Genomic DNA, 19513 nt, shown 5'->3' with positions numbered 1-19513 from the left:
CTGCTGGTTCCACAATAATTATTGGAGATTGCTATTATAGCTCAAAGTCTGACATTGTATCTATAATTTTTACATAACTTTGCTCAACTTCTGTGAATGGTTCAAAGGCTGTTTGCTGGGCATTCAATAGTTCTGCTGTGGCGTCAGTAATATCGCCCTTGCGCCGTTGCAGACGTTCTCGCAATACTTCTGTTGGCGCAGTGCAGTAAAGGATTTCCAGTGGCAAATTGTGAGATTGAGTCAGATCGATCGCGTCTGTTCTCCAGGAAGCGCGATCGAACTTGGCATCCAAAATCACTTTCCAACCTCTGTCTGCCAACATTACCCCCAACTCTAACAATCTACCATAGGTCTTGGCAGTCATTTCATCCGAGTACAAATCTTGCCCGCCCCGCTCATGTACAGGAATTCCACCTAAATGTTTGCGAACAGCATCGGAACGAAGGTGAATTGCACCGGTGTGACGAGCCAAATATCGACCCACTGTACTCTTACCAGCACCGGATAAACCTGACATTAAAGTTAACTTTCCTTGACGCGGTTTTGTATATTCCCAAGCTAATGTATAGTAATGAGCTGCTGTTTGTGAAATCTGCGTTTTGTCAGCAGTTGAAATACTAGCATCATCCAACATCAACGAAGTTACTTTGGCTCTCACATAAGCTTGACGACTTAAGTATAGTGGCAGCACTTGCAGTCCTTCCCAATCCCCTGTTTCTTCAATATAAGTATTGAGAAAAGCATTGCCTAATTCTCGGCAGTCCCGCGATTCCAAATCCATCACGGTGAAGGCAATATCGTACATCACATCCACAAACCGAAAAGGCTCGTTAAATTCAATACAATCAAATAGCAATATTTTATCTTGCCACAAGGCGATGTTTCGCAAGTGCAAATCTCCGTGGCATTCGCGAATTTTATGATTGGCTATGCGGCGGTTAAATAACTCTTGATTTTCGGCAAAAAATGAGTCTGTATAATTTTGGGTTTCCTGATATTGTGCTTGAGTCTGCGGCCCACCGATATATTTTTGCGAAATCAGGTAATTATTATCTATTGCCTTGCGAATTTGGTTGACTTCGCCAAATTTGCTGATATACTTATTGGTAAGTGTAGTGCCGTGAAATTTGGCAACTTCCCGCCCTAAATCTGCCATCAGTTCCTCCGTCAACTCTCCCCGTTCCAATAAACTCAGAAACAGCGAAGTTTGGGGAAATTCACGCATTTTCAAGACGTATTCCACAGGAATTTCAGCCGAATTTGTCGCTCCTGCATCCTTGGCAAATTGAAAGCGATCGCCTATTTGAACAATGGGCAAAACTTCCAGGTAAATTTCCGCTGCTGTTCGCTGATTCATTTGCAATTCTTGATGGCAAAAATGCTTTCTTTTCTCTAAGGTTGAATAATCCAAAAAGCCAAAATTGACTGGTTTTTTGATTTTGTAAACATATTCTCCGGTCAGGAATACAAAGGAAATGTGAGTCTGAATTAACAGGACCGGTTCTGTGACTGTGTGGGGATAAAATCCTGGCTGCAACATTTGCTGAATCAAAGGGGGAAAAGTCATATTGATTTGGGATTTTAGATGGGGATGAGAGAAATTTTTTAGTTTTGATTCAAGTTAAAGAAAATCTATGTTGACTTGAAGCCGATTTATTATAAAGTTGATAATTAGTGTCAACCAAAATTTAGCGATGACTGAAAACAATCAAGATTTGGGTTCCGTGGATGTGTTCGGCGTGGGCAATGCCCTCGTAGACATCTTAGCATTAGTGGAAGATGATTTTGTCCTGAAACACGGACTGAATCGTGGCGGGATGACGCTGATGGATTCGGAAATCCAGGGGGGGATTTTGCACGATTTGGAACACACTTCGCTGCAAATGCGATCGGGGGGTTCTGCCGCGAATACGATGATTGGTGTGGCTCAGAGCGGTGGTAAAGGCTATTATTCAGGGAAGGTTGCTAAGGATACTAATGGCGAATTTTATCGGCAAGATTTGCTGGAGGCGGGGATTGATTTTAACGTCCATCCTGCTGAGTCTAACGGACCTACTGGTACTTGTGTGGTGCTGACTACTCCTGATGCGGAACGCACTTTGTGTACTAATTTGGGGGTTTCTACTACTCTGGCGGCGACGGATATTGATGTCGATCGACTATCTCATTGCAAGTATAGTTATGTTGAGGGCTATCTGTGGGATGCTCCCGATCCGCGAAAGGCTAGCATTGAAACGATGGAACAGTCTAAGCGCCTGGGCGTGAAGGTGGCTTTTACTTTTTCTGATGGCTTTTTGGTCGATCGATTTGCGGATGATTTTCACAAGGTGGTTTCGGAATATTGCGATGTCATCTTTTGCAATGCTGATGAAGTTCGCAGCTTTTTTAAGGAGGAATCTTTGGAGGAGTGTGCTCGGAAAATGAGCGAAATTTCGGACTTGGCTTTTATTACTAATGGGGATAAGGGCTGCGTTGTTGTGGAAAATAAACAGATTGTTGATGTGGCTGGATTTCCGGTAAAGGCGATCGATACTGTGGGTGCTGGCGATGCTTTTGCGGGCGGTGTTTTGTTTGGGATTACTAATGGTTTGAACTCTGTACAAGCGGCTCGTTGGGGCAATTTTTTAGCTTCTCTGGTGGTGCAGGTTTATGGGCCTCGTCTTGAGGGTTCTCAGGCTCATCTTTTGAGTCAGGTGATTTCTGGTTAGGAATTGAAAAGGGCGATCGCACTTTTTGTCATCAAGGGCGATCGCACTTTTTGAAATCTATAGCAGTCCTTGCAGGAGTCGTAAAGTTTTTTACCCCACCCCAACCCGGACCTTAGTAAGGTCCGGGAGTAAGAAATTCACAAATGATTTAGGATTGCTATATCCACTGTGGCACTGGCTTTTTGGCCCGTGCCACAGTGGATAGGAGTCACTTCCCAAGCACAGGCTATTTTGCCAGTACCACAGTGGCAGCAGATGAAAAAAGGATATGTTAAAATAAATAAAATCCTAACTAATTGTAGCTCAAATGGTAACAACCACATTGACTCCTCCTCTACAAAGTAGCGAGGAAAAATTAATTACCTTGACCGCCATTAAATGGCAAACATTTAAAGCGATAATGTCCGATGTCGGCGATGGTAGAGCGTGGAGAATTGCTTATGCTGAAGGAGTCTTAGAAATCAGAATGCCACTAACTGAACATGAAGAACCAGTAGGAATGATAGAACACTTTGTTGGTGTTATAGTAGATGAAATGGAAATTGAAATGAGGCAGATCGGTGCATTGACTTTAGAACGGGAAGATTTAAATCGTGCTATTGAACCGGATAGTTGTTTTTACATTCAAAATGAATCGGTAGTCCGAGGTAAAAGCATCAGTTTACCCGCCGATCCGCCACCGGATTTAGTGGTAGAATCAGACTACACGAGTTCTTCTTTGAATAAGTTCTCAATTTATGCCGCTCTGGGAGTTCCTGAAATCTGGAGATATCGCAATCAATCTCTTGTAGTGTATCAATTGGTTGAGGGAAGTTATCAGGAGAGGGAGAATAGTTTGGCTTTTGGGTTTTTGCCGATCGCCGAAATTCCAGCTTTTATTGAGCAAAGTAAAACCATCGGGCCAAGGGCGGCGGTGCGTTTGTTTCGGCAAAAAGTTAGGGAATTTTTGAACCGTAGATGAAGACAGCGATACTTGGAATAACAAAGTTTTATTGAAACTTCAAAGCATCCCTGTTTAAATTGCCATAGTTTGCAGCAGTTTTCCCTGTGAGAGGCGATCGCCCTCAGCCTTTATTGAAGATTTATTAAAATATATAAAATTATATAACAGATCGATCCAGTAATCTATCGGTAGATTATAATTTTTATTGATTTTTGATTTTTAGGAAGCAAGTTAGATTATGGGAATTTCTTTGGGCAAAGGACAGGGCCTCTCACTTAGCAAAACCAACCCCGGTCTTTCGGAAGTCTTTTTCGGTTTAGGATGGGACGTTCCATCTAATAGCGATACTAATTACGATTTAGATGCCTTTGCATTACTTTTAGACGCTAACGAAAAGCTAATTTCTGACGATCATGTAATTTTTTACAATAATCTCACCAGCCCCGATCCAAGTCAATCAGTTCAGCACATGGGGGATAACTCCACAGGTGAAGGTGAGGGGGATGATGAAGTCATTAAAGTTAATTTAAAAAGAGTGCCTGCTGAGGTAACAAAAATTATTTTTACTGTAATGATTTGTGACGGAGAAGAACGCAATCAAAATTTTGGACAAGTAGAAAATGTGTTTGTGCGCTTAGTTAACGCTCAGACCCAAGAAGAAGTTCTACGCTGCAATCTTGCAGATAATTACTCTGTTGAAACAGCAGTGATCCTGGCTGAATTATACCGCCAAGATGGAGGATGGACGGTTAAGTCTGCAAGCAAAGCCTATAATGGTGGCGCTCAAGAATTAATTGATAGTTACACTGCTCCTCCTCAAGAAGCTGCAAATAATGTGCGTAAGCCGGTTGTCAACTGGCGCTATCGTCTACAGCATCAAAACAATAATTGATATGCTGTTTCTTAACTTTCATCAAGTCTAGAATCAGCTCGGTGGTGATATTCTGGCGAGTTTATTTGTGTTAGGATAGTTAGGTTTTTATGCACCCACTTACTCGTCTAGAAGAACAGCGATCGAGGGCAGGGGTTTGTTTTAGAGGGCGATCGCACTTTTTGTCGTAAGGGCGATCGCACTGGGAGCATCCCGATTTTGTAGTAGGGGCGAAGCATTCCGGCAGATCAGATTATGACTGTTATTGAACAAATTTACGCAATCGTCAAAACTCTTCCCCAAAATCAAGCTAGCGAAATTCTCACTTTCGCTGAGTTTATTCGTGCTAAGTACCTGAATGCAAACCAATCCACCGACACAGTAGATGCTTTAACTCCTTGGCAGGAAGTGGTTTATTTCCTCGCTGGAACCTGGGCAGAAGACTTTCCTACTCTGGAAGAGATTCGTGCCGAGTCGGGGGAAGACATTTTGCGGGATAGCTTTTAGATGTATATTTTGGATACAAATACATTAATCTACTACTTCAAAGAATGCTGGTTTTTGTCAATTTTCCAAAATGTATTGACTGATAATATTTTTGAGTTCTTGAGGAGCTTCTTTGGCGATCGCAGCTCCTAAATCGGGACGCACAACCCACCACCAAACCAGTTGTTCTAAACGATCGGGTAGATTTTCATTAGGACACAATTCGATCGTACTTTCATTGACACCAATAATGTTAGCACAAAGGTCATTAGCAATGGCAACGCGATCGTCTAGCTTTTCAAACTGTACGATATCTTGCCAGCTAATTTCATTGGGAATAGAATTGAGAATTGATTGGATATCTAGAGTCAGCATTAAACTGTTCCTCCGAAAGCTATAATAACTCTAATGCCAAAGTCTTGTTGTTATGCAAAAGATTGAGTGCTGAGCCATCCTCTAACTGTTATACAGTCCGTACCTGTGAGTTCAGGTTGGAGGGAGTTGTAGAAATTGGTAATTTCTTGATGAATTGACCCCGTACTTTAAGGGTGAGGCGTAATTGCAATAACTGTGATTACACCTTTCCCCGGGCCATAATACCAGAAGACTCGAAATGCTGCTGGGGTTTTATTTTCGACGTAAGCCTCAAATACTTCCTCTTCATTAGGGCCAGATAATGTATCGTATTTATGAGTTTTCAAGCTGGGATGGCGTAAATTAGTTGCCATTAATCCAAGTGTTTTAAGCACTTTATTGTATTTTTTAGCATCTAATTCCTGAAGATTAACCAAGCTATCTCTAGCTGATGAAGAAAATTCTATCCGAAAATTCATTCCTCTTCAATCTCCAAATCAGCATACTCAGAGAAGTCACCCAAATCGTGTACTTCACCTTTAGCTGCTTGGGCGAGGCCGCACTTAACGGTGGCTAATGCTTGGGGGTTTTGCCACAACCACTGTTCGCGATCGGGTATGTTGGTTATTGGGTCTAATAGAATTTGTCCGGCTTCGTTGACGAGAACGCGATACTCTGTTGACTTGGGTTCGAGGTTTAAACTTAGGTGTCCTTGAGTATCTGTGCTGATTAAGTTTTTCAGAATCCAAAACATATTTTTCAGCTATTATAAAATTAGGTAAAACTCTCTAGGGTAGAGTTTCACTCAATTATAACAAATTAGATGTTGTTTGTCTATTATGAATTTAAGGGCGATCGCCGCAGGTCGTCGCGGACTTGTATCCCTGTAGGATGAGCCATAATAGACAAAGCTGCAACCCTTGTAGTGCGATCGATTAACCAGCAACTATTGGAGTGTTTGATTTATGCTAATTCAGAAGATCGTTCAAGAACTACAAGACATCCCCGAAGACAAACTCGCAGAAATCTATGACTTGATTCACTACTTTCGCCTCGGATTAGGACGAGAACAGCCACAGCCTCGCACCCCTGGTTTACTGACGGGAAAACTCGGTGATGCTTTTTTTGAACCCCTACCATTCGAGGAACTCGAACAATGGGAATAAGCTACCTCATTTCGCGCTTACTTGACAAAAGAAATTAGCTTAGCTAAGATAAAACTTAGTTGAAATTATCTATAGCATATGCACATAATCAGCTACCGACGGATGCGTGAATATAGCGAAAGTCATGCTGATTGTCTGGAAGCCCTGGATAACTGGTTTAAAATTTCTAGCAAAGCTAAATGGTCACATTTAGTTGAAGTGCAATCTGTTTTCCCTAAAGCTGAAGCCGTGGGAGGTTTTACGGTTTTCAATATCAAAGGTAACAACTATCGATTGATAGTTAGTATCGATTATGAAAGCCAGTTAATTTATATCAAATACATTCTTACTCATGCTGAATATGATAAGGAAAAATGGAAAAATGACCCTTATTTTTAATCCAGATAAATACAAAGAGTTATTGTCTCAGTATCAGCCAAAAATAATTAGAAATGAAGCTGAGAATGAAAAGGCTTTGGTGATGGTGGAAGAGTTGATGCACCGTCGCGATCGCACTCCTGAAGAAGATGAGTTATATGAATTGTTGATTGCATTGATTGAAAAATTTGAGGAAGAATACTACGCACCGGGAGCAACGGCTACACCTCGTTCACTGTTATTGTTTTTGATGGAACAGCGATCGCTAAAACCTGCGGATTTAGTGGGAATTATTGGCTCTGAAGAAGGAGTATATCAACTGGTTAACGGTGAGGGATATTTCAGCAAAGAGCAGGCGTTGATTCTGGGTAGTTTGTTTCATGTAGAGCCGAGTTTATTTACTAACTAACACATAGGGCCCAGAAACCGGGTTTTTGTGAAAATACTTCGCCGCAGCCAACAGATTCGGTAAAAACCCGGTTTCTTTAGTCGGAGTGCGTATCGATCGCCCTATTATGAACTAGAGAGCGAGCGCCTGCGTTCGGCCAGTCGCTCATCGCTGTTAAGCTGTAGCAAATTGACAGTTGTGCGGCCTTCTGGGGTTAACCCAATAATCCTGCCATTATCTAAGGTAAAATGTTCGGGCCAGTTCTGCGTCCGGGGGTTGAACAGGAAACTAAAAGCGCTAGTCTGGGGATCGAAAGAACCGAGGTCTGTCCCTTTATATCGGTTGCACCGCCAGCAAGCCAAGGCGAGATTATCCGCATCAGTTGTACCTCCGTGCTTTAGAGCAATTATGTGGTCAACTTCGTGAGGGAAAAAACTCAAAGAAATTCCCAGCAGACAATACTCGCAGCCGTAGGAAGCGCGTTCTTCAATATATCGGCGAAGGGTGGCAGAAATATAAGTCACAAATCAAGATTGGCGGGTGATATAAGGTAGGTTGCCCATTTTGAGCATGATTACTAGATGTTCAATCCGCTCGTATTCATCTAGTTCTAGTTGTTCTGCGTTCGTGAGTTCACCGGCTTTGCTGCGGGCTACCAATATCCGCAGGCGTTCTTGCATTTCAGGAGTGGGACGGAAGGCTGCGATTTCTGCTGCTGTGGGCGCGCTAGCAAGAAAGTTTAAAATATAGCGGTAGGTGCGGGACGGCAATACTGGCTGCTCGACGCACAGGCGCAAGAGTTCTGGCAGTTGTTCGCCCAAGAGTGCGAGTTGCTCTGAGAGCTCGTCGGGAACTTCAATGGTGATGGTTGTCACTGGTAAAACCCTCAAATTGCAGGAGCTATTACTTATTCTAAGGCTTTTTGTCGAAAGGGCGATCGCACTTTTTGTCGTAAGGGCGATCGCACTTTTTTTAATCGCAGATGAACAAGGATGGATGTGGAGGGATTAAGGGCGATCGCGCTTTTTTTCGTAAAGGGCGATCGCCTGTGGAACTAAACCGATTATAATTGCTAAAATAAAACTGAACTGCTCTTTATCTATAATCAGATTATGACTGTTATTGAACAGATTTATGCGATCGTAAAAACTCTTCCCCAAAATCAAGCTAGCGAAATTCTCACTTTCGCACAGTTTATTCGTGCCAAGTACCTGAATGCGAACGAATCCACCGACACAGTAGATGCTTTAACTCCTTGGCAGGAAGTGGTTTATTCCCTAGCTGGAACTTGGGCAGAAGACTTTCCTACTCTGGAAGAGATTCGTGCTGAGTCGGGGGAAGACATCTTGCAGGAGAGCTTTTAGATGTATATTTTGGATACAAACACATTAATCTACTACTTTAAAGGACAAGGACAAGTTGCCCAAAACCTTCTGTCAGAGTGAAAACAGCTTTATGGTGGAAAGTAGCGATAGATATCTTTCCGGTGAAGCACCCTGGCAAAAGTAACAGTTTCGCCATCAAAATAAAAACCTATTCGATAGTCGCCAACCCGAAGCCGATACGCATTATCATCACCTTTCAATTTTTTTAAGTTAACAATTGTCTGTAAATCATTACTATTTGAAATTTCCGCAAAAGCAAAATCCTTGATTTGCTCAAAGACAGGCGTACTTTTAAGAGCTTTTAAATCCTTTAAAAAACTGGGCAGATATTCGACTTTCATTCTGTTTCCAGTTCGGCAAGTGCTTGCTGTAAATTTAAGGGGGTTTCATTTTTTACTGCGCCCATAGCCAATAGAAGTCCTCTATCTTCCATCGCTTCTAGGAAATACTGATAGTCGTTATAATCTAGAATGACTTGACTGATGTTGCCCTCGGCATCGAATATCAATTCTTTAGCCAGTGGATAGTCTTCTATTTTCATACACTTTTATGGTGAGATGAGTTGGAAGGGAATGATGCTTTTATTATAGCTGACAACCTTGGGGCGATCGCACTTCGTCTGTTTTTGCTAAAATTAAATAGCTCTAAACATTACCAATTAGGAGCCTTTGACGCTTTATGTCTAAGCAATCAGTCATCACAAAGTATATTGAAATTACACCGGGAGTGCTTGGTGGTAAACCACGCATTGCCGGTCATCGAATTTCTGTAGCACACATCGCTGAAATGTATCTGAAGATGGGAGAGTCAATAGAAGAAATCGCTAGGGATTATAATTTGTCACCTGCTTCGGTTCATGCAGCCATGACTTACTATTACGATAATCGAGAAGAAATTGACCGCCGCACTGCTGAATCAGATGCTTTTGTCGAAGAGTTGAAGCGCAAGAGTCCACCTTCTCGTTTGCAGGAAAAGCTGAGGGAAATTAGAGGTGAGTGAACGCATCCGCTTTCATTTAGATGAGAATGTTAAATCGGCTGTGGCGCGAGAATTGCGCCGACGATTAATTGATGTTACAACAACTATTGAGGCGGGGTTACTTGCTCGGAGTGATGAATCACAGTTAGCATTTATCTGCGAACAAAAGCGAGTGATTATGACTCACGATGATGATTTTTTAACGATTGCTAGTCTTAGCAGCGAGCATCCAGGTATTGCTTATTGTAAGCAAGGTACTCGTTCGATCGGACAAATCATTGAAGCTCTGGTTTTGATTTATGAAGTGTACACGCCTGAAGAAATGCTTGGGCGTGTTGAGTTTTTGTGAGAAATGGCAAAGGGCGATCGCGCTTTTTGTCGTCAAGGGCGATCGCCTGTGGAACTAAACCGATTATAATTGCTAAAATAAAACTAAACTGCTCTTTATCTATAATCAGATTAAGTCTTACGCATGGAGCCCAGAAACCGGGTTTTTGCGAAATACTTCGTTGTCACCCGCAGATTCGGTAAAAAACCCGGTTTCTTTGTCGGAGCGCATCAGTCCTGCAATACTTATTCTAGGGCTTTAATGCGTTACTGACATCCCCGAATATTCCTTCTAATTCCTGACCATTCATTTGCTAAACTAGATTGAGAACTAGAAATTTTCCGACCCAACATTTGAGGATTTCTTTCATAAAAAATCAGGTCGGCTTTATAGTCACATATTTTTACTCTGTCGTTGGTGTTTGAAGGTGTACCATAGTTAGATATTTCGGCTAGTTTTTCAATAGACATCATGCCCTCATTCGTGCGACCACCAATTACCCATGCAGGATAGCTATAAACTCCTGCTCTTTGGCACTGCGAATTAAATTCACCATTTCTACCATTAGGGTAGCATTCAATGTATTGAACTTGGCTGAAAACATCTCCGAACAATTGCGCCTGTCTTCGAGTGTAAGGACACCAAGAAGCACCGTACAGCTTAGCACCTGCTTGTTTGAGATGATAGGCTAGGGATGCGGCGGTTTGTGCGGTGGCTGGTTTGACTAGACTGGTACAATCTATGCCAATTGCACTGATTAGGGCTAGTGCTCCTAATATCTTGAATTTTAGTTTAATCATGATTCAATCTCTATGAGAGGGTTGGGATTTAAGGACGGTGGTTGTGGGGATGTGTGGGTGTTGGGGATTGTTTTAGAGGGCGATCGCACTTTTTGTCGTAAAGGGCGATCGCTCTTGATATGGCGAACCAATATTTTCTAGACAATCTTGAAGTTGTCTAGAAAATTCAAATCACTCTTAGTGAACTTACCGTTGATAATTATTGCTAGAAACTCACCATTAGCTTTGAGAACGGTTTGTCCGCCAAACGGCCCAAATCCTCCCTCGTCTACTACCTCAACCATATTCGAGTTTAAGCCGCCTGCTAACCCAATCCTATCAGCACCGCCTGTCCCAAAAAAACCAGTGCCAAAGTCTGTAATAATATCAGCCTCCTCTCTACTAGCAGCACCATCGCCGGGTGAAAATACAAATATATCGCTACCCAAACCTCCAGTTAGAGTGTCTTTACCTTTCCCACCAATTAGGGTATCGTCTTCTTTCCCACCCCATATTATATCGTCATCTGCATCACCAAAAAGGATGTCATTGTCCTTTTGGCCATTGATGCTATCGTTACCTTGATCGCCGCGAATGGTATCATTGCCCGAACCACCAAACAGTAGATCACCTTCTGCCTTACCGTAAATTATGTCGTTACCCAGACCGCTATTATAACGTAAGCTACCCTGAGAATTAATTCCAACATCATCAAAAACATCTAGAACAATAGTATCCTTTTTGTTGGTACCGTATACAATGTCATCAAGATTGCCACCATCCTTATTTTTTACAGTCAAAAATAGTGGCTTGGGCAAATCTTTATCATCTTTGAGATTCTTTGTTTCAATCGTGGGAGTATTAAATGCCAGAATTCCCGCATGGCGATTATCATAAGCCTTCTCTTTGCCTTTGAGATCGGTCAAAATAGGACTGGGGTTCACTAACTTCCCAATATCTGCCAACTCGTTTTTTTGGATAATCAGATTTTTGAACGCTTCGACAACCCACAGATGCTCTTGCCCTGTGTCATTACGATCTCGATCTCGATCGCTAAAACTCATTTGGAATGACTCGTCTGCTTGTGCTGCAAAAATTTGATTTCCAGCCAGACTGTTTTTGCCAACAAAAGCTCTAGAAAAATTTGATACTTCTTTGAAGTTAGGCAGATAGATTTGTTGATCTCCTGACTCAGGAGATATAAAATCCATTACTGGTGTTCTCCCATCTATATCATATCCAAATCCAGGCTGTTCGAGCGATAAGACGCTAAGGCTCAGTTGAGATGGTGGATCGAGGACAAATATGGTATTGACACCTCTCCCTTTACCATTTTGATCTATACCTTGTTTTGCTTTTGTTTGCTTTTCTTGCCATACGCGAGCAATTTCATTACTCAGTAATGAACCCAGGCTATGACCAATTAAATTAAGATTTTTACTGGCATACTCAGCATCAACTCCAAACTCTTTTTCCAGCTTCTCTACTACCCACTCAGCAATGGGTCTAATCCACTTAGCAGCAGTGTAATTGCCAAGCCTTAATAGAGCAAGTGCACCAAGTGGATCAGATTCTTTATCATTCAGCTTACCGCCAGCCGCTGCTTCCTTCCAGTCTAGAAGTAGAACTCGATCGTCTGGATTTGCCTGAGCAACTGCTTTTCCTAAATCAGAAAAATCTCCTGCATATGAAGGATCGTCGTCAGCACTAACATTCCAACCATGAATGACGATCCATGTTTTATTTGCCTGAGTTGAGCTTTCTGGAACGAATTTAAGATTGACATTTCGTTGAGAAGGATCGAGCTTTCCCAAATCATCTTTGATTAGCAAATCATCCGGTAAATATCCGTAGGGGAATTTATCAGATGCTTCTTGTAGTCTAGCATTGACATCAGGTATAGGAATTTTTATATTTACGGCTGACAAAGCATTAGTTAAAGCTGTAATTCCCGTTGGCACCGCAGACACGTTCGGCGTCGCGATATTACGTTTTAGTTTTTGATCGGTTATCGAGTCAACAAAGTCAGCCTTGACTGCGCCTTTTGCATTAGCAGGAATTATACGCAATGTTTGTCCGACAGCACTGATTGAGCTACCTGTACCAGTATTGAGAACCAGTTTTAAAGGATAGTTACCTGGAGAAAGATTGTTGGGTATGGTTATTTGTGTGTCAAATTGAACTGGATTTGAGCCAACAGAAATACTAACTAAACTTACTGGTATGGGATTGTCTCCCAAAAAGGCTTTCAGGTTATTAAGGAGAAAACCAGTTGGATCGGAACTGGCATTATTGATGCCTGTCGCTAAACCATTGACTAAAATTGTGCCGCCTGGAATAAGTGTTTTATCGCCATCTGCCAAATCTGAGGCACTGGCGATCGAGATTGAGCTACTGTTAGTGCTTGGCTGTTGTGTGTTATTTGAAGTTGGTTTTGGAATTGGAATAGTCAGGGGTGTCGGAGTTGGAGTTGGAGTTGGAATAGTTATGGGAGTTGGTGTCGGAGTCGGAGTTAGGGGTGTTGGAGTTGGAGTTGGAGTTAGGGGAGTTGGAGTCGGAGTCGGAGTTAGGGGTGTTGGAGTTGGAGTCGGAGTTAGGGGTGTTGGAGTTGGAGTCGGAGTTAGCGGAGTTGGAGTCGGAGTTGGTGTTGGAGTCGGAGTTAGGGGTGTTGGAGTTGGAGTTGTGGTTCGAGTCGCAGATGGGATAGATGATGCTCCTATCACTGAATAACTAGCAAAAGAACCAGCAGCAGCAGGAACAGTTAAGCCTCCATCAGGCGTAACTGAACCCGTAACTGGATTGATAACGACTCGTTGAGTTTTACTAGCAAAATTGTTGTTGTCAAAAGCATTAAATCCAAAAAGAGTATTAGACTCATCAAAATACAACCCGCGAATGTCACGAAAACGAGAAGTATCAGTCTTGAAGTCCAGGTCAATAATTTTAGTGACCTCCCCAGTCAAAGAAATAGAGAAGAGACTGTCTTTCAACAAAGATGAGTTTGAAGAGAATCCTATTATAGGTGTCCCTAGAGCTATAAATTGATTCCTTTTTGGATCAAACGTTAGATTGGAAATACTAAACTTAGGATCAAGTTTAGCTACTAATGATGCCTGAGCTGTATCGGGATCAATTGTGTATAAACTAAAATCATTGGAGAAGACAGAAGAAGAGCGACTACCTAAGCCATATAGTACATTATTTGGAGCAAATTCTAATGAATCCCACCTAATATCTTTGCCAAGGTTTCCAACAACTGAAGTGGATTGTGACTTCGGCTCTATCCTGTACAACAAATCATTACCAAAATCACTCTTGATACCAAAAATTTGGCTATTACTCGATATAGCTATATCCTTCAATTTTTCATCAGTAAACCCAATCCGTGTAAACTTCCCTAATGCATCAACTGTTCCTAATGTGTCACCATATGGTGAGCTGTCTTGTAGATTAATGACTAATGATGCCGAGCCTAGCGAGTTAGTATTGATTGTATAATCACCGCCGAAACCGGAACCTATAGTGACTGCTTCAAGCTTATAATCAACACCAGGATAAACAGTAAATGCTATTTTAACGGGTGGTTGGACTTTGGTAAGATAGAAGGTACTTGTCTTACTATCAATTACTTTATCAGTAGAACCATTAATCAGTCGCAATCCAGGGGCATCTTTTAATGTAGAAGGATTTAAGCTCACTTCAACTTGCTGCCAATTACTCAAGCCAGTGAAGTCATATTTATCAACAAAATAAGTACTGATTTCCCTGATATCTTGAGAATCATTATCCGTAAAACTTCCATCAATCGTTTGCCCTAAGCTAATATTCGTCATAATCCCATCTCCTCAAAAATATAGTTGCGTCAAAACCAGCAAAGCCCGCCTAGCAAGCTTTCCTAAATACTTATCAGGGCCTTCATCTGCTTTTTATGCAAATCGCCCTGTTTTTGTAACAAAACTTTACATTAGTCCCGATCGCAGATAAGCCGTATCCCCGATCGCCCAACCGATGCACCGTCAAACGTAGCTGACAGCCAGACTCATCACTTCACAATACTCCACAATCCTGAATCTGCATAGGCTAAACGGCTCACCATTTGGCTCAGCAAAAAAGGCTCATTTAGCTCATTTGTCTCATTTGGCTCACTTTTTGGCTCACCAAATCGTGTAACATTCTTGACTAAAGCAGAGTTTCCGTAGAGGAGTCGCAATGGCTGGTTTGCTCAGAGCATCTGAAGAAGGGCTAAAAATCATTGACATGGTGCGACGCAATCTCGGATGGAATAAAACTGAGGATACCTGGTGTGTTGCGGCTTTAGTTTCAACAGCTACCTTAAAGCGGTTTTGGGCGCAAATAGGAATTAGACGAGAGAACTTTATCAATATTTGCCAAGCAGTAGAAATAGAAAACTGGGAATACATTGCTGAAGGTTACAAAAATATCAAAACAGAACCACTCTTTGCCGCCGCGATCGCAGATATCCCCCTCGACAACCAAACCGATCGCACTTTCCCCCTCCCAGAAAACTTACCCCCCGTCAGAAATTGGGTACAGCGCACCAAAGAAATCGACACCTTAAAAACCCTGATCGCTCCTCCCCCCCTTACCAATGAATCGCCTACTCTTGCTCCCCCCCTTACCAAGGGGGGGCTGGGGGGGGTTCCCATTGCCATCTCAATAGTCGGATTACCCGGAATCGGAAAAACCACCCTCGTCAGCCAACTAATTCGCCAACTCCACACCGAAAAAACCCCCTTCACCAGCGCCGCTTGGCAATCCTTGCAATCCGCAACAGGCAAAGCACCCCCGTGCGATCGCACAATTGACTCCCTGCTATTCACCCTCTCCAACGGCGAGATTACCGCAGCCGTCAACGCTGAAAATGACTGTGGCAAAAAAACCGAAAATCTGCTCAAAATCCTCAGAGATAAACCTTGCTTGCTCGTATTCGATCGCGCCGACACACTTTTGAAAGCAGGAGAAGCAAAAGCCGCCGGTTATTTCGCCGAAGATTGTGCAGAATATGCTTGGTTATTCAAACAACTATTAGAAACAGAACATCAAAGCAAAATCCTCTTCACCAGTCGCGAAAGCTTAGCCGAATTGCCGCCAACTGTCACCCGCGAAATCCAGCTCAACGGATTGGATCGAGATGCGGCAATTTCCCTGTTGCAATCTTTTAATCTGACTGCAAATGCAGAGGAATTAGCGGAAATGGGCGATCGCTATTCAGGACATCCCAAAGCCTTACAACTCGTAGCAACCTTGATTCGAGACGATACCGAGTTTCAAGGAAATGTCGGGAATTTTTTACACCAGAGAGACTGGTTGCTGATTCGAGATATTGAAAGTGCGATCGATGAAATGATAGCGCGTCTCAGCGACGGTGAACAAACTTGTCTCAGCCGAATTTCTGTCTATCAAACCTCAGAATATCCCCTATCTTTTGCAGGAATTAGTGCTCAAATGCCAGAAGTTAGCAAGTATGAGCTTAAAGAAAATATTATCCTTGCACTGAAGCGCCGACAATTGCTATATTACGATTACCAACGAGAATCCTATCAGTTGCATCCGCTAGTTCGAGAAAAGGGCGAGTACCTACTAAGTCAACATCCCGAAAATCTCCGTAACGCCCACAGCCAAGCCTATAATTATTATATCAATATTCCCCTCAAACCCGAATCGGAATGGCAAGATATTGAGGATATTCAGCCGTTAATCAGAGCGCATTATCACGCGCATCAGGCTGGAATTTCAGATGCAGCAAATGCGATTATTTCTGAAGTTTGCGAGTATTTGCAACAGTGGAATTGTGCAGAGTTGGTATGTGGAAATCTACCTTTACCATTGTTAACGGAAGCACGGAAATAATATCAGTTCCGGTTGTATTGGAATGATTTAACCGCGAAGGCGCGAAGGACGCGAAGGAAGAGAAGGAAGAGAAGAGAGGATTTTATATAATTGGGAATTGGGAATAGGTCATTGGTGACAAATTAAGACTGAAACCCATAATAAATGTCGCTTTTATGCGAAGTCTAGATCCCCCTAAATCCCCCTTAAGAAGGGGGACTTTGAGAAATACTCTTGTCCTCCCCTTATTAAGGTAACAAGGGGGGGACGAAAGACAAATACTCTTGTCCTCCCCTTATTAAGGTAACAAGGGGGGGACGAAAGAGAAATACTCTTGTCCTCCCCTTATTAAGGTAACAAGGGGGGACGAAAGACAAATACTCTTGTCCTCCCCTTATTAAGGTAACAAGGGGGGACGAAAGACAAATACTCTTGTCCTCCCCTTATTAAGGTAACAAGGGGGGGACGAAAGACAAATACTCTTGTCCTCCCCTTATTAAGGTAACAAGGGGGGGACGAAAGACAAATACTCTTGTCCCCCCCTTATTAAGGGGGGTTAGGGGGGATCTAGACTTCGATACAAACAAAAAAGACTGTCGGCTTGACATTATAATGTTAAAATTATCAATAGCGATCGCACTCCAACGCTAAAATAAATACAAAGCCTCTTAACCCCAACCCAAGAGTCATGACAGCAGTTCAAGAGCTACCCCCTTCCCAAGACATCCAAGAAAATGTTATCTTTCCCCCAGGTGACTTATATAGTGACGAACCTCCTGTGGAAACCGAACTTCATCTCCGACAAATCATCCTATTGCTGCAATGCTTAGAATGGCTGTGGCAAGACAGAAATGACTTCTATGCTGTTGGCAATCTTACCATCTACTACAGTCCCCGCCAGCTTAAATCTGAATTGTGTCGAGGCCCAGACTTTTTTGTAGTTTTGGGAACCGAACGAAAAGCTCGTAAAAGTTGGGCTGTTTGGGAAGAAGATGGCAAATATCCTAATGTAATTGTCGAAATTCTGTCGCCAACAACAGCGGCAACTGACAGAAATTTCAAGAAACTACTTTATCAAAATACGTTTCGCACCCATGATTATTTCTGGTTCGATCCGTATACTTTAGAATTTGCTGGGTTTCATTTAATCGATGGCGAATACCAACCGCTAGAACCAAATTCCCAAGGACATTTGTTCAGTCAACAACTAGATTTATATCTGGGAATACATGACCAAAAATTGCGTTTGTTCACAACAGCAGGAGAACTGATTCCCAGCCCGGAAGAGGTGGCTCAAACAGAGACACAACGTGCTGAACAACAGACACAACGTGCCGATCGCCTAGCGGCAAAACTGCGAGAATTAAATATTGACCCTGATACAATTTAGCAATTTTTCTTGAGAGAGTAGCGAGGTTGATATGAGTCAAATAAATCCCGATCGCATTACTGGTACAATTGCGATCGAAGTTTTGCCTCAATCAAACGGGCCGAAGAGCCCGTTTCTCTAGTCCGCGCAGGCGGACATTGTTTGTGTAGACGCGGTTTCAACCGCCGAGTTTCTAGGTTTCAACTTATTGACTTCAACTACTAGAATATATCCCTCTTTCTTGCAGTTGCTGCATAAAAAACTCTTCCAAACTAGGCTTAGCCAAATTCATGCCAATCAACTGCCCTCCCGTAGCACTCAGACTAGACATAAACTGCTTCGTATCGCCCTGCAAATGACCGTACCACACATCATTATCAACTTCCAGATCCGGTATCCATTTTTTCAGAATATTCAAATGGCCTCCCCTACCTTCAACCCGGTAAGTTTTAGTATTACCCAATAGTTCATCGATCGCCCCAATACAGATTAACTCACCTCTGGCCAAAATTGCCACGCGATCGCAAATCTTCTCCACATCTGAAAGTATATGAGAATTAAAGAAAATCGTTTTTCCTTGACTTTTCAGCGATAAAATGATCTCCCGCATCTGATAGCGTCCCATCGGATCTAAACCCGACATCGGCTCATCTAAAAATACCACCTCTGGATTATTAATTAAAGCTTGAGCCATACCAATTCTTTGCAGCATACCCTTAGAATACTGCCGCAATTGCTTTTTGATTGCCGCCGATTGAGCTAGGCCAACTAAGTCTAGCAAATGCGGAATTCGCTGTCGCTGAATCGACGGCGGAATTTGAAACAAACCCGCTGCAAATTGCAGAAATTCCCAGCCCGTGAGATAATCGTAAAAATAGGGATTTTCTGGCAAATAGCCGACTCGTTGCTTCACCGCGCGATCGCCCAAAGGCCTCCCCAACAACAGCGCCCTACCAGAAGTAGGCCGTACTATACCCAGCAAAGTTTTCAGCAGGGTAGTTTTCCCCGCCCCATTTTGTCCTAACAGCCCGAAAGTTTCGCCCTCAGAGATAGTCAGAGTACAATTCTTCAGCGATTCAATTTTTTGGTTCATCCAGAAGCCAGTACGGTAGAACTTCCCCAGATTAAATGTTTCCACTACTGGTGGCGCGGTGGGCATCTCGATAGTCATTGGCGCATCTATAAGAGGTTCCATTTTCGTCATATAAATAAGTAGCACCTGATTATATTCTATTCCATAAGTCCTGTAATCATTACTCCCTTTAATGTTAAGCTTATATTAGCTGTACCTAATTATTACTGAATATGGAACGTTCAAAAATTATTGCTATTATCACAGGCGTGTTTTCTATAGTATTAGCACTGGGCTATCTGCTGCTCGTCACTCTCCTGGACTTCCGAGGCGAAATGGTTCCCGCACCCCAAAGTCAATTGCCAGTATCAGTGGAAATTCAGCAATTAGCGACTGCTAACCCTACTTGGCTAGGGTAGTCATTGGTTATTGGTTATTTGTGAATACAGAGCCATTAGGAAAGCGCATCAAGAGCATTT

At 42.6% G+C, this 19513-nt stretch carries 26 protein-coding genes; 15 read left to right on the top strand and 11 right to left on the bottom strand.

What is annotated here, in order from left to right; genetic code table 11:
- Positions 1-34: 34 nt before the first annotated feature.
- Positions 35-1567 (bottom strand): AAA family ATPase, encoded by a 1533-nt coding sequence (locus AAFP11_RS04200; protein WP_341735896.1) that lies wholly within the window; start codon positions 1565-1567, stop codon positions 35-37.
- A gap of 127 nt (positions 1568-1694) precedes the next feature.
- On the opposite strand from AAFP11_RS04200, the gene AAFP11_RS04195 reads away from it, so the two are divergent.
- From AAFP11_RS04195 to AAFP11_RS04180, 4 genes are all read left to right on the top strand, one after another.
- Positions 1695-2708, top strand: coding sequence for an adenosine kinase (locus AAFP11_RS04195; protein WP_341735895.1), 1014 nt, complete (start codon positions 1695-1697; stop codon positions 2706-2708).
- A gap of 307 nt (positions 2709-3015) precedes the next feature.
- On the top strand, positions 3016-3669 hold the full coding sequence (locus AAFP11_RS04190) for a Uma2 family endonuclease (protein WP_341735894.1): 654 nt from the start codon (positions 3016-3018) through the stop codon (positions 3667-3669).
- A 220-nt stretch (positions 3670-3889) separates the two neighbouring features.
- Positions 3890-4543 (top strand): TerD family protein, encoded by a 654-nt coding sequence (locus tag AAFP11_RS04185; RefSeq protein WP_341735893.1) that lies wholly within the window; start codon positions 3890-3892, stop codon positions 4541-4543.
- 234 nt (positions 4544-4777) lie between these two features.
- Positions 4778-5029 (top strand): DUF2281 domain-containing protein, encoded by a 252-nt coding sequence (locus AAFP11_RS04180; protein WP_341735892.1) that lies wholly within the window; start codon positions 4778-4780, stop codon positions 5027-5029.
- A gap of 57 nt (positions 5030-5086) precedes the next feature.
- Here AAFP11_RS04180 and AAFP11_RS04175 read toward each other — a convergent pair whose 3' ends face one another.
- From AAFP11_RS04175 to AAFP11_RS04165, 3 genes are all read right to left on the bottom strand, one after another.
- Positions 5087-5383 (bottom strand): hypothetical protein, encoded by a 297-nt coding sequence (locus AAFP11_RS04175; RefSeq protein WP_341735891.1) that lies wholly within the window; start codon positions 5381-5383, stop codon positions 5087-5089.
- A 167-nt stretch (positions 5384-5550) separates the two neighbouring features.
- Positions 5551-5841: a hypothetical protein gene (locus AAFP11_RS04170; protein WP_341735890.1), complete on the bottom strand. Its 291-nt coding sequence runs from the start codon at positions 5839-5841 to the stop codon at positions 5551-5553.
- Positions 5838-6116 (bottom strand): hypothetical protein, encoded by a 279-nt coding sequence (locus tag AAFP11_RS04165; protein ID WP_341735889.1) that lies wholly within the window; start codon positions 6114-6116, stop codon positions 5838-5840. The genes AAFP11_RS04170 and AAFP11_RS04165 overlap by 4 nt, the downstream gene beginning before the upstream one ends.
- Positions 6117-6327: 211 nt before the next feature.
- On the opposite strand from AAFP11_RS04165, the gene AAFP11_RS04160 reads away from it, so the two are divergent.
- The 3 genes from AAFP11_RS04160 to AAFP11_RS04150 all read left to right on the top strand — a co-directional run bounded on the left by AAFP11_RS04160 (position 6328) and on the right by AAFP11_RS04150 (position 7294).
- On the top strand, positions 6328-6528 hold the full coding sequence (locus AAFP11_RS04160; protein ID WP_341735888.1) for a hypothetical protein: 201 nt from the start codon (positions 6328-6330) through the stop codon (positions 6526-6528).
- A 78-nt stretch (positions 6529-6606) separates the two neighbouring features.
- Complete coding sequence (locus tag AAFP11_RS04155) at positions 6607-6906, top strand: type II toxin-antitoxin system HigB family toxin (protein ID WP_341735887.1); 300 nt, start codon at positions 6607-6609, stop codon at positions 6904-6906.
- Complete coding sequence (locus AAFP11_RS04150; RefSeq protein ID WP_341735886.1) at positions 6890-7294, top strand: transcriptional regulator; 405 nt, start codon at positions 6890-6892, stop codon at positions 7292-7294. Before AAFP11_RS04155 ends, AAFP11_RS04150 begins: the two co-directional genes overlap by 17 nt.
- A 104-nt stretch (positions 7295-7398) precedes the next feature.
- Here the strand turns inward: AAFP11_RS04150 and AAFP11_RS04145 are convergent, their stop codons facing one another.
- Both AAFP11_RS04145 and AAFP11_RS04140 read right to left on the bottom strand, forming a co-directional pair.
- Positions 7399-7797, bottom strand: a complete 399-nt coding sequence (locus AAFP11_RS04145) for an HNH endonuclease signature motif containing protein (protein ID WP_341735885.1) — start codon at positions 7795-7797, stop codon at positions 7399-7401.
- 3 nt (positions 7798-7800) lie between these two features.
- Positions 7801-8148: a hypothetical protein gene (locus tag AAFP11_RS04140; RefSeq protein WP_341735884.1), complete on the bottom strand. Its 348-nt coding sequence runs from the start codon at positions 8146-8148 to the stop codon at positions 7801-7803.
- Here AAFP11_RS04140 and AAFP11_RS04135 point away from each other — a divergent pair.
- Both AAFP11_RS04135 and AAFP11_RS04130 read left to right on the top strand, forming a co-directional pair.
- Positions 8132-8284 carry a hypothetical protein gene (locus tag AAFP11_RS04135; protein ID WP_341735883.1) on the top strand — a complete coding sequence of 51 codons (153 nt, stop codon included), beginning with the start codon at positions 8132-8134 and terminating at the stop codon, positions 8282-8284. The two genes, AAFP11_RS04140 and AAFP11_RS04135, sit on opposite strands and share 17 nt — an antisense overlap.
- Before the next feature lie 101 nt (positions 8285-8385).
- Positions 8386-8637, top strand: coding sequence for a DUF2281 domain-containing protein (locus AAFP11_RS04130; protein ID WP_341735882.1), 252 nt, complete (start codon positions 8386-8388; stop codon positions 8635-8637).
- 89 nt (positions 8638-8726) lie between these two features.
- Here AAFP11_RS04130 and AAFP11_RS04125 read toward each other — a convergent pair whose 3' ends face one another.
- On the bottom strand, positions 8727-8999 hold the full coding sequence (locus AAFP11_RS04125) for a type II toxin-antitoxin system RelE/ParE family toxin (RefSeq protein ID WP_106332100.1): 273 nt from the start codon (positions 8997-8999) through the stop codon (positions 8727-8729).
- The gene (locus AAFP11_RS04120; RefSeq protein WP_341735881.1) at positions 8996-9199 is read right to left on the bottom strand and encodes a hypothetical protein; all 204 of its coding nucleotides are present in this window, start codon (positions 9197-9199) and stop codon (positions 8996-8998) included. The genes AAFP11_RS04125 and AAFP11_RS04120 overlap by 4 nt, the downstream gene beginning before the upstream one ends.
- A gap of 137 nt (positions 9200-9336) precedes the next feature.
- On the opposite strand from AAFP11_RS04120, the gene AAFP11_RS04115 reads away from it, so the two are divergent.
- Complete coding sequence (locus tag AAFP11_RS04115; protein ID WP_341735880.1) at positions 9337-9657, top strand: DUF433 domain-containing protein; 321 nt, start codon at positions 9337-9339, stop codon at positions 9655-9657.
- Positions 9650-9985, top strand: a complete 336-nt coding sequence (locus AAFP11_RS04110; RefSeq protein WP_341735879.1) for a DUF5615 family PIN-like protein — start codon at positions 9650-9652, stop codon at positions 9983-9985. Before AAFP11_RS04115 ends, AAFP11_RS04110 begins: the two co-directional genes overlap by 8 nt.
- Positions 9986-10230: 245 nt before the next feature.
- Here AAFP11_RS04110 and AAFP11_RS04105 read toward each other — a convergent pair whose 3' ends face one another.
- Complete coding sequence (locus AAFP11_RS04105; RefSeq protein WP_341735878.1) at positions 10231-10764, bottom strand: hypothetical protein; 534 nt, start codon at positions 10762-10764, stop codon at positions 10231-10233.
- A 12-nt stretch (positions 10765-10776) separates the two neighbouring features.
- Between AAFP11_RS04105 and AAFP11_RS04100 the strand changes: the two genes are divergently transcribed.
- The gene (locus AAFP11_RS04100) at positions 10777-10905 is read left to right on the top strand and encodes a hypothetical protein (protein WP_341735877.1); all 129 of its coding nucleotides are present in this window, start codon (positions 10777-10779) and stop codon (positions 10903-10905) included.
- Here AAFP11_RS04100 and AAFP11_RS04095 read toward each other — a convergent pair.
- The gene (locus AAFP11_RS04095) at positions 10902-14576 is read right to left on the bottom strand and encodes a hypothetical protein (protein WP_341735876.1); all 3675 of its coding nucleotides are present in this window, start codon (positions 14574-14576) and stop codon (positions 10902-10904) included. The two genes, AAFP11_RS04100 and AAFP11_RS04095, sit on opposite strands and share 4 nt — an antisense overlap.
- A 376-nt stretch (positions 14577-14952) precedes the next feature.
- Here AAFP11_RS04095 and AAFP11_RS04090 point away from each other — a divergent pair, with 376 nt between their 5' ends.
- Together AAFP11_RS04090 and AAFP11_RS04085 are read left to right on the top strand one after the other, a co-directional pair.
- Complete coding sequence (locus tag AAFP11_RS04090; RefSeq protein ID WP_341735875.1) at positions 14953-16614, top strand: NB-ARC domain-containing protein; 1662 nt, start codon at positions 14953-14955, stop codon at positions 16612-16614.
- A 667-nt stretch (positions 16615-17281) separates the two neighbouring features.
- A complete protein-coding gene (locus AAFP11_RS04085) occupies positions 17282-17983 on the top strand; it encodes a Uma2 family endonuclease (RefSeq protein WP_341735874.1) in 702 nt (233 codons plus the stop codon).
- A gap of 193 nt (positions 17984-18176) precedes the next feature.
- Here AAFP11_RS04085 and AAFP11_RS04080 read toward each other — a convergent pair whose 3' ends face one another.
- A complete protein-coding gene (locus tag AAFP11_RS04080) occupies positions 18177-19133 on the bottom strand; it encodes an ABC transporter ATP-binding protein (RefSeq protein WP_341735873.1) in 957 nt (318 codons plus the stop codon).
- Between the two features lie 134 nt (positions 19134-19267).
- On the opposite strand from AAFP11_RS04080, the gene AAFP11_RS04075 reads away from it, so the two are divergent.
- Positions 19268-19453, top strand: coding sequence for a hypothetical protein (locus tag AAFP11_RS04075; RefSeq protein ID WP_340525833.1), 186 nt, complete (start codon positions 19268-19270; stop codon positions 19451-19453).
- Positions 19454-19513 lie beyond the last annotated feature (60 nt).

The sequence above is a fragment of the Microcoleus sp. CAWBG640 genome, assembly GCF_020883015.1.
Lineage (GTDB): Bacteria > Cyanobacteriota > Cyanobacteriia > Cyanobacteriales > Microcoleaceae > Microcoleus > Microcoleus anatoxicus.
The sequence above is the reverse complement of the archived record's forward strand: the minus strand, read 5'-3'. Positions and strand labels throughout refer to the sequence as shown.

Bases quoted from the DNA above. Each gene is read 5' to 3' on its own strand.
- AAFP11_RS04200 (WP_341735896.1), bottom strand. From the start codon at position 1,567: ATGACTTTTCCCCCTTTGATTCAGCAAATGTTGCAGCCAGGATTTTAT.
- AAFP11_RS04195 (WP_341735895.1), top strand. From the start codon at position 1,695: ATGACTGAAAACAATCAAGATTTGGGTTCCGTGGATGTGTTCGGCGTG.
- AAFP11_RS04190 (WP_341735894.1), top strand. From the start codon at position 3,016: ATGGTAACAACCACATTGACTCCTCCTCTACAAAGTAGCGAGGAAAAA.
- AAFP11_RS04185 (WP_341735893.1), top strand. From the start codon at position 3,890: ATGGGAATTTCTTTGGGCAAAGGACAGGGCCTCTCACTTAGCAAAACC.
- AAFP11_RS04180 (WP_341735892.1), top strand. From the start codon at position 4,778: ATGACTGTTATTGAACAAATTTACGCAATCGTCAAAACTCTTCCCCAA.
- AAFP11_RS04175 (WP_341735891.1), bottom strand. From the start codon at position 5,383: ATGCTGACTCTAGATATCCAATCAATTCTCAATTCTATTCCCAATGAA.
- AAFP11_RS04170 (WP_341735890.1), bottom strand. From the start codon at position 5,841: ATGAATTTTCGGATAGAATTTTCTTCATCAGCTAGAGATAGCTTGGTT.
- AAFP11_RS04165 (WP_341735889.1), bottom strand. From the start codon at position 6,116: ATGTTTTGGATTCTGAAAAACTTAATCAGCACAGATACTCAAGGACAC.
- AAFP11_RS04160 (WP_341735888.1), top strand. From the start codon at position 6,328: ATGCTAATTCAGAAGATCGTTCAAGAACTACAAGACATCCCCGAAGAC.
- AAFP11_RS04155 (WP_341735887.1), top strand. From the start codon at position 6,607: ATGCACATAATCAGCTACCGACGGATGCGTGAATATAGCGAAAGTCAT.
- AAFP11_RS04150 (WP_341735886.1), top strand. From the start codon at position 6,890: ATGACCCTTATTTTTAATCCAGATAAATACAAAGAGTTATTGTCTCAG.
- AAFP11_RS04135 (WP_341735883.1), top strand. From the start codon at position 8,132: ATGGTGATGGTTGTCACTGGTAAAACCCTCAAATTGCAGGAGCTATTA.
- AAFP11_RS04130 (WP_341735882.1), top strand. From the start codon at position 8,386: ATGACTGTTATTGAACAGATTTATGCGATCGTAAAAACTCTTCCCCAA.
- AAFP11_RS04125 (WP_106332100.1), bottom strand. From the start codon at position 8,999: ATGAAAGTCGAATATCTGCCCAGTTTTTTAAAGGATTTAAAAGCTCTT.
- AAFP11_RS04120 (WP_341735881.1), bottom strand. From the start codon at position 9,199: ATGAAAATAGAAGACTATCCACTGGCTAAAGAATTGATATTCGATGCC.
- AAFP11_RS04115 (WP_341735880.1), top strand. From the start codon at position 9,337: ATGTCTAAGCAATCAGTCATCACAAAGTATATTGAAATTACACCGGGA.
- AAFP11_RS04105 (WP_341735878.1), bottom strand. From the start codon at position 10,764: ATGATTAAACTAAAATTCAAGATATTAGGAGCACTAGCCCTAATCAGT.
- AAFP11_RS04100 (WP_341735877.1), top strand. From the start codon at position 10,777: ATGAGAGGGTTGGGATTTAAGGACGGTGGTTGTGGGGATGTGTGGGTG.
- AAFP11_RS04095 (WP_341735876.1), bottom strand. From the start codon at position 14,576: ATGACGAATATTAGCTTAGGGCAAACGATTGATGGAAGTTTTACGGAT.
- AAFP11_RS04090 (WP_341735875.1), top strand. From the start codon at position 14,953: ATGGCTGGTTTGCTCAGAGCATCTGAAGAAGGGCTAAAAATCATTGAC.
- AAFP11_RS04085 (WP_341735874.1), top strand. From the start codon at position 17,282: ATGACAGCAGTTCAAGAGCTACCCCCTTCCCAAGACATCCAAGAAAAT.
- AAFP11_RS04080 (WP_341735873.1), bottom strand. From the start codon at position 19,133: ATGACTATCGAGATGCCCACCGCGCCACCAGTAGTGGAAACATTTAAT.
- AAFP11_RS04075 (WP_340525833.1), top strand. From the start codon at position 19,268: ATGGAACGTTCAAAAATTATTGCTATTATCACAGGCGTGTTTTCTATA.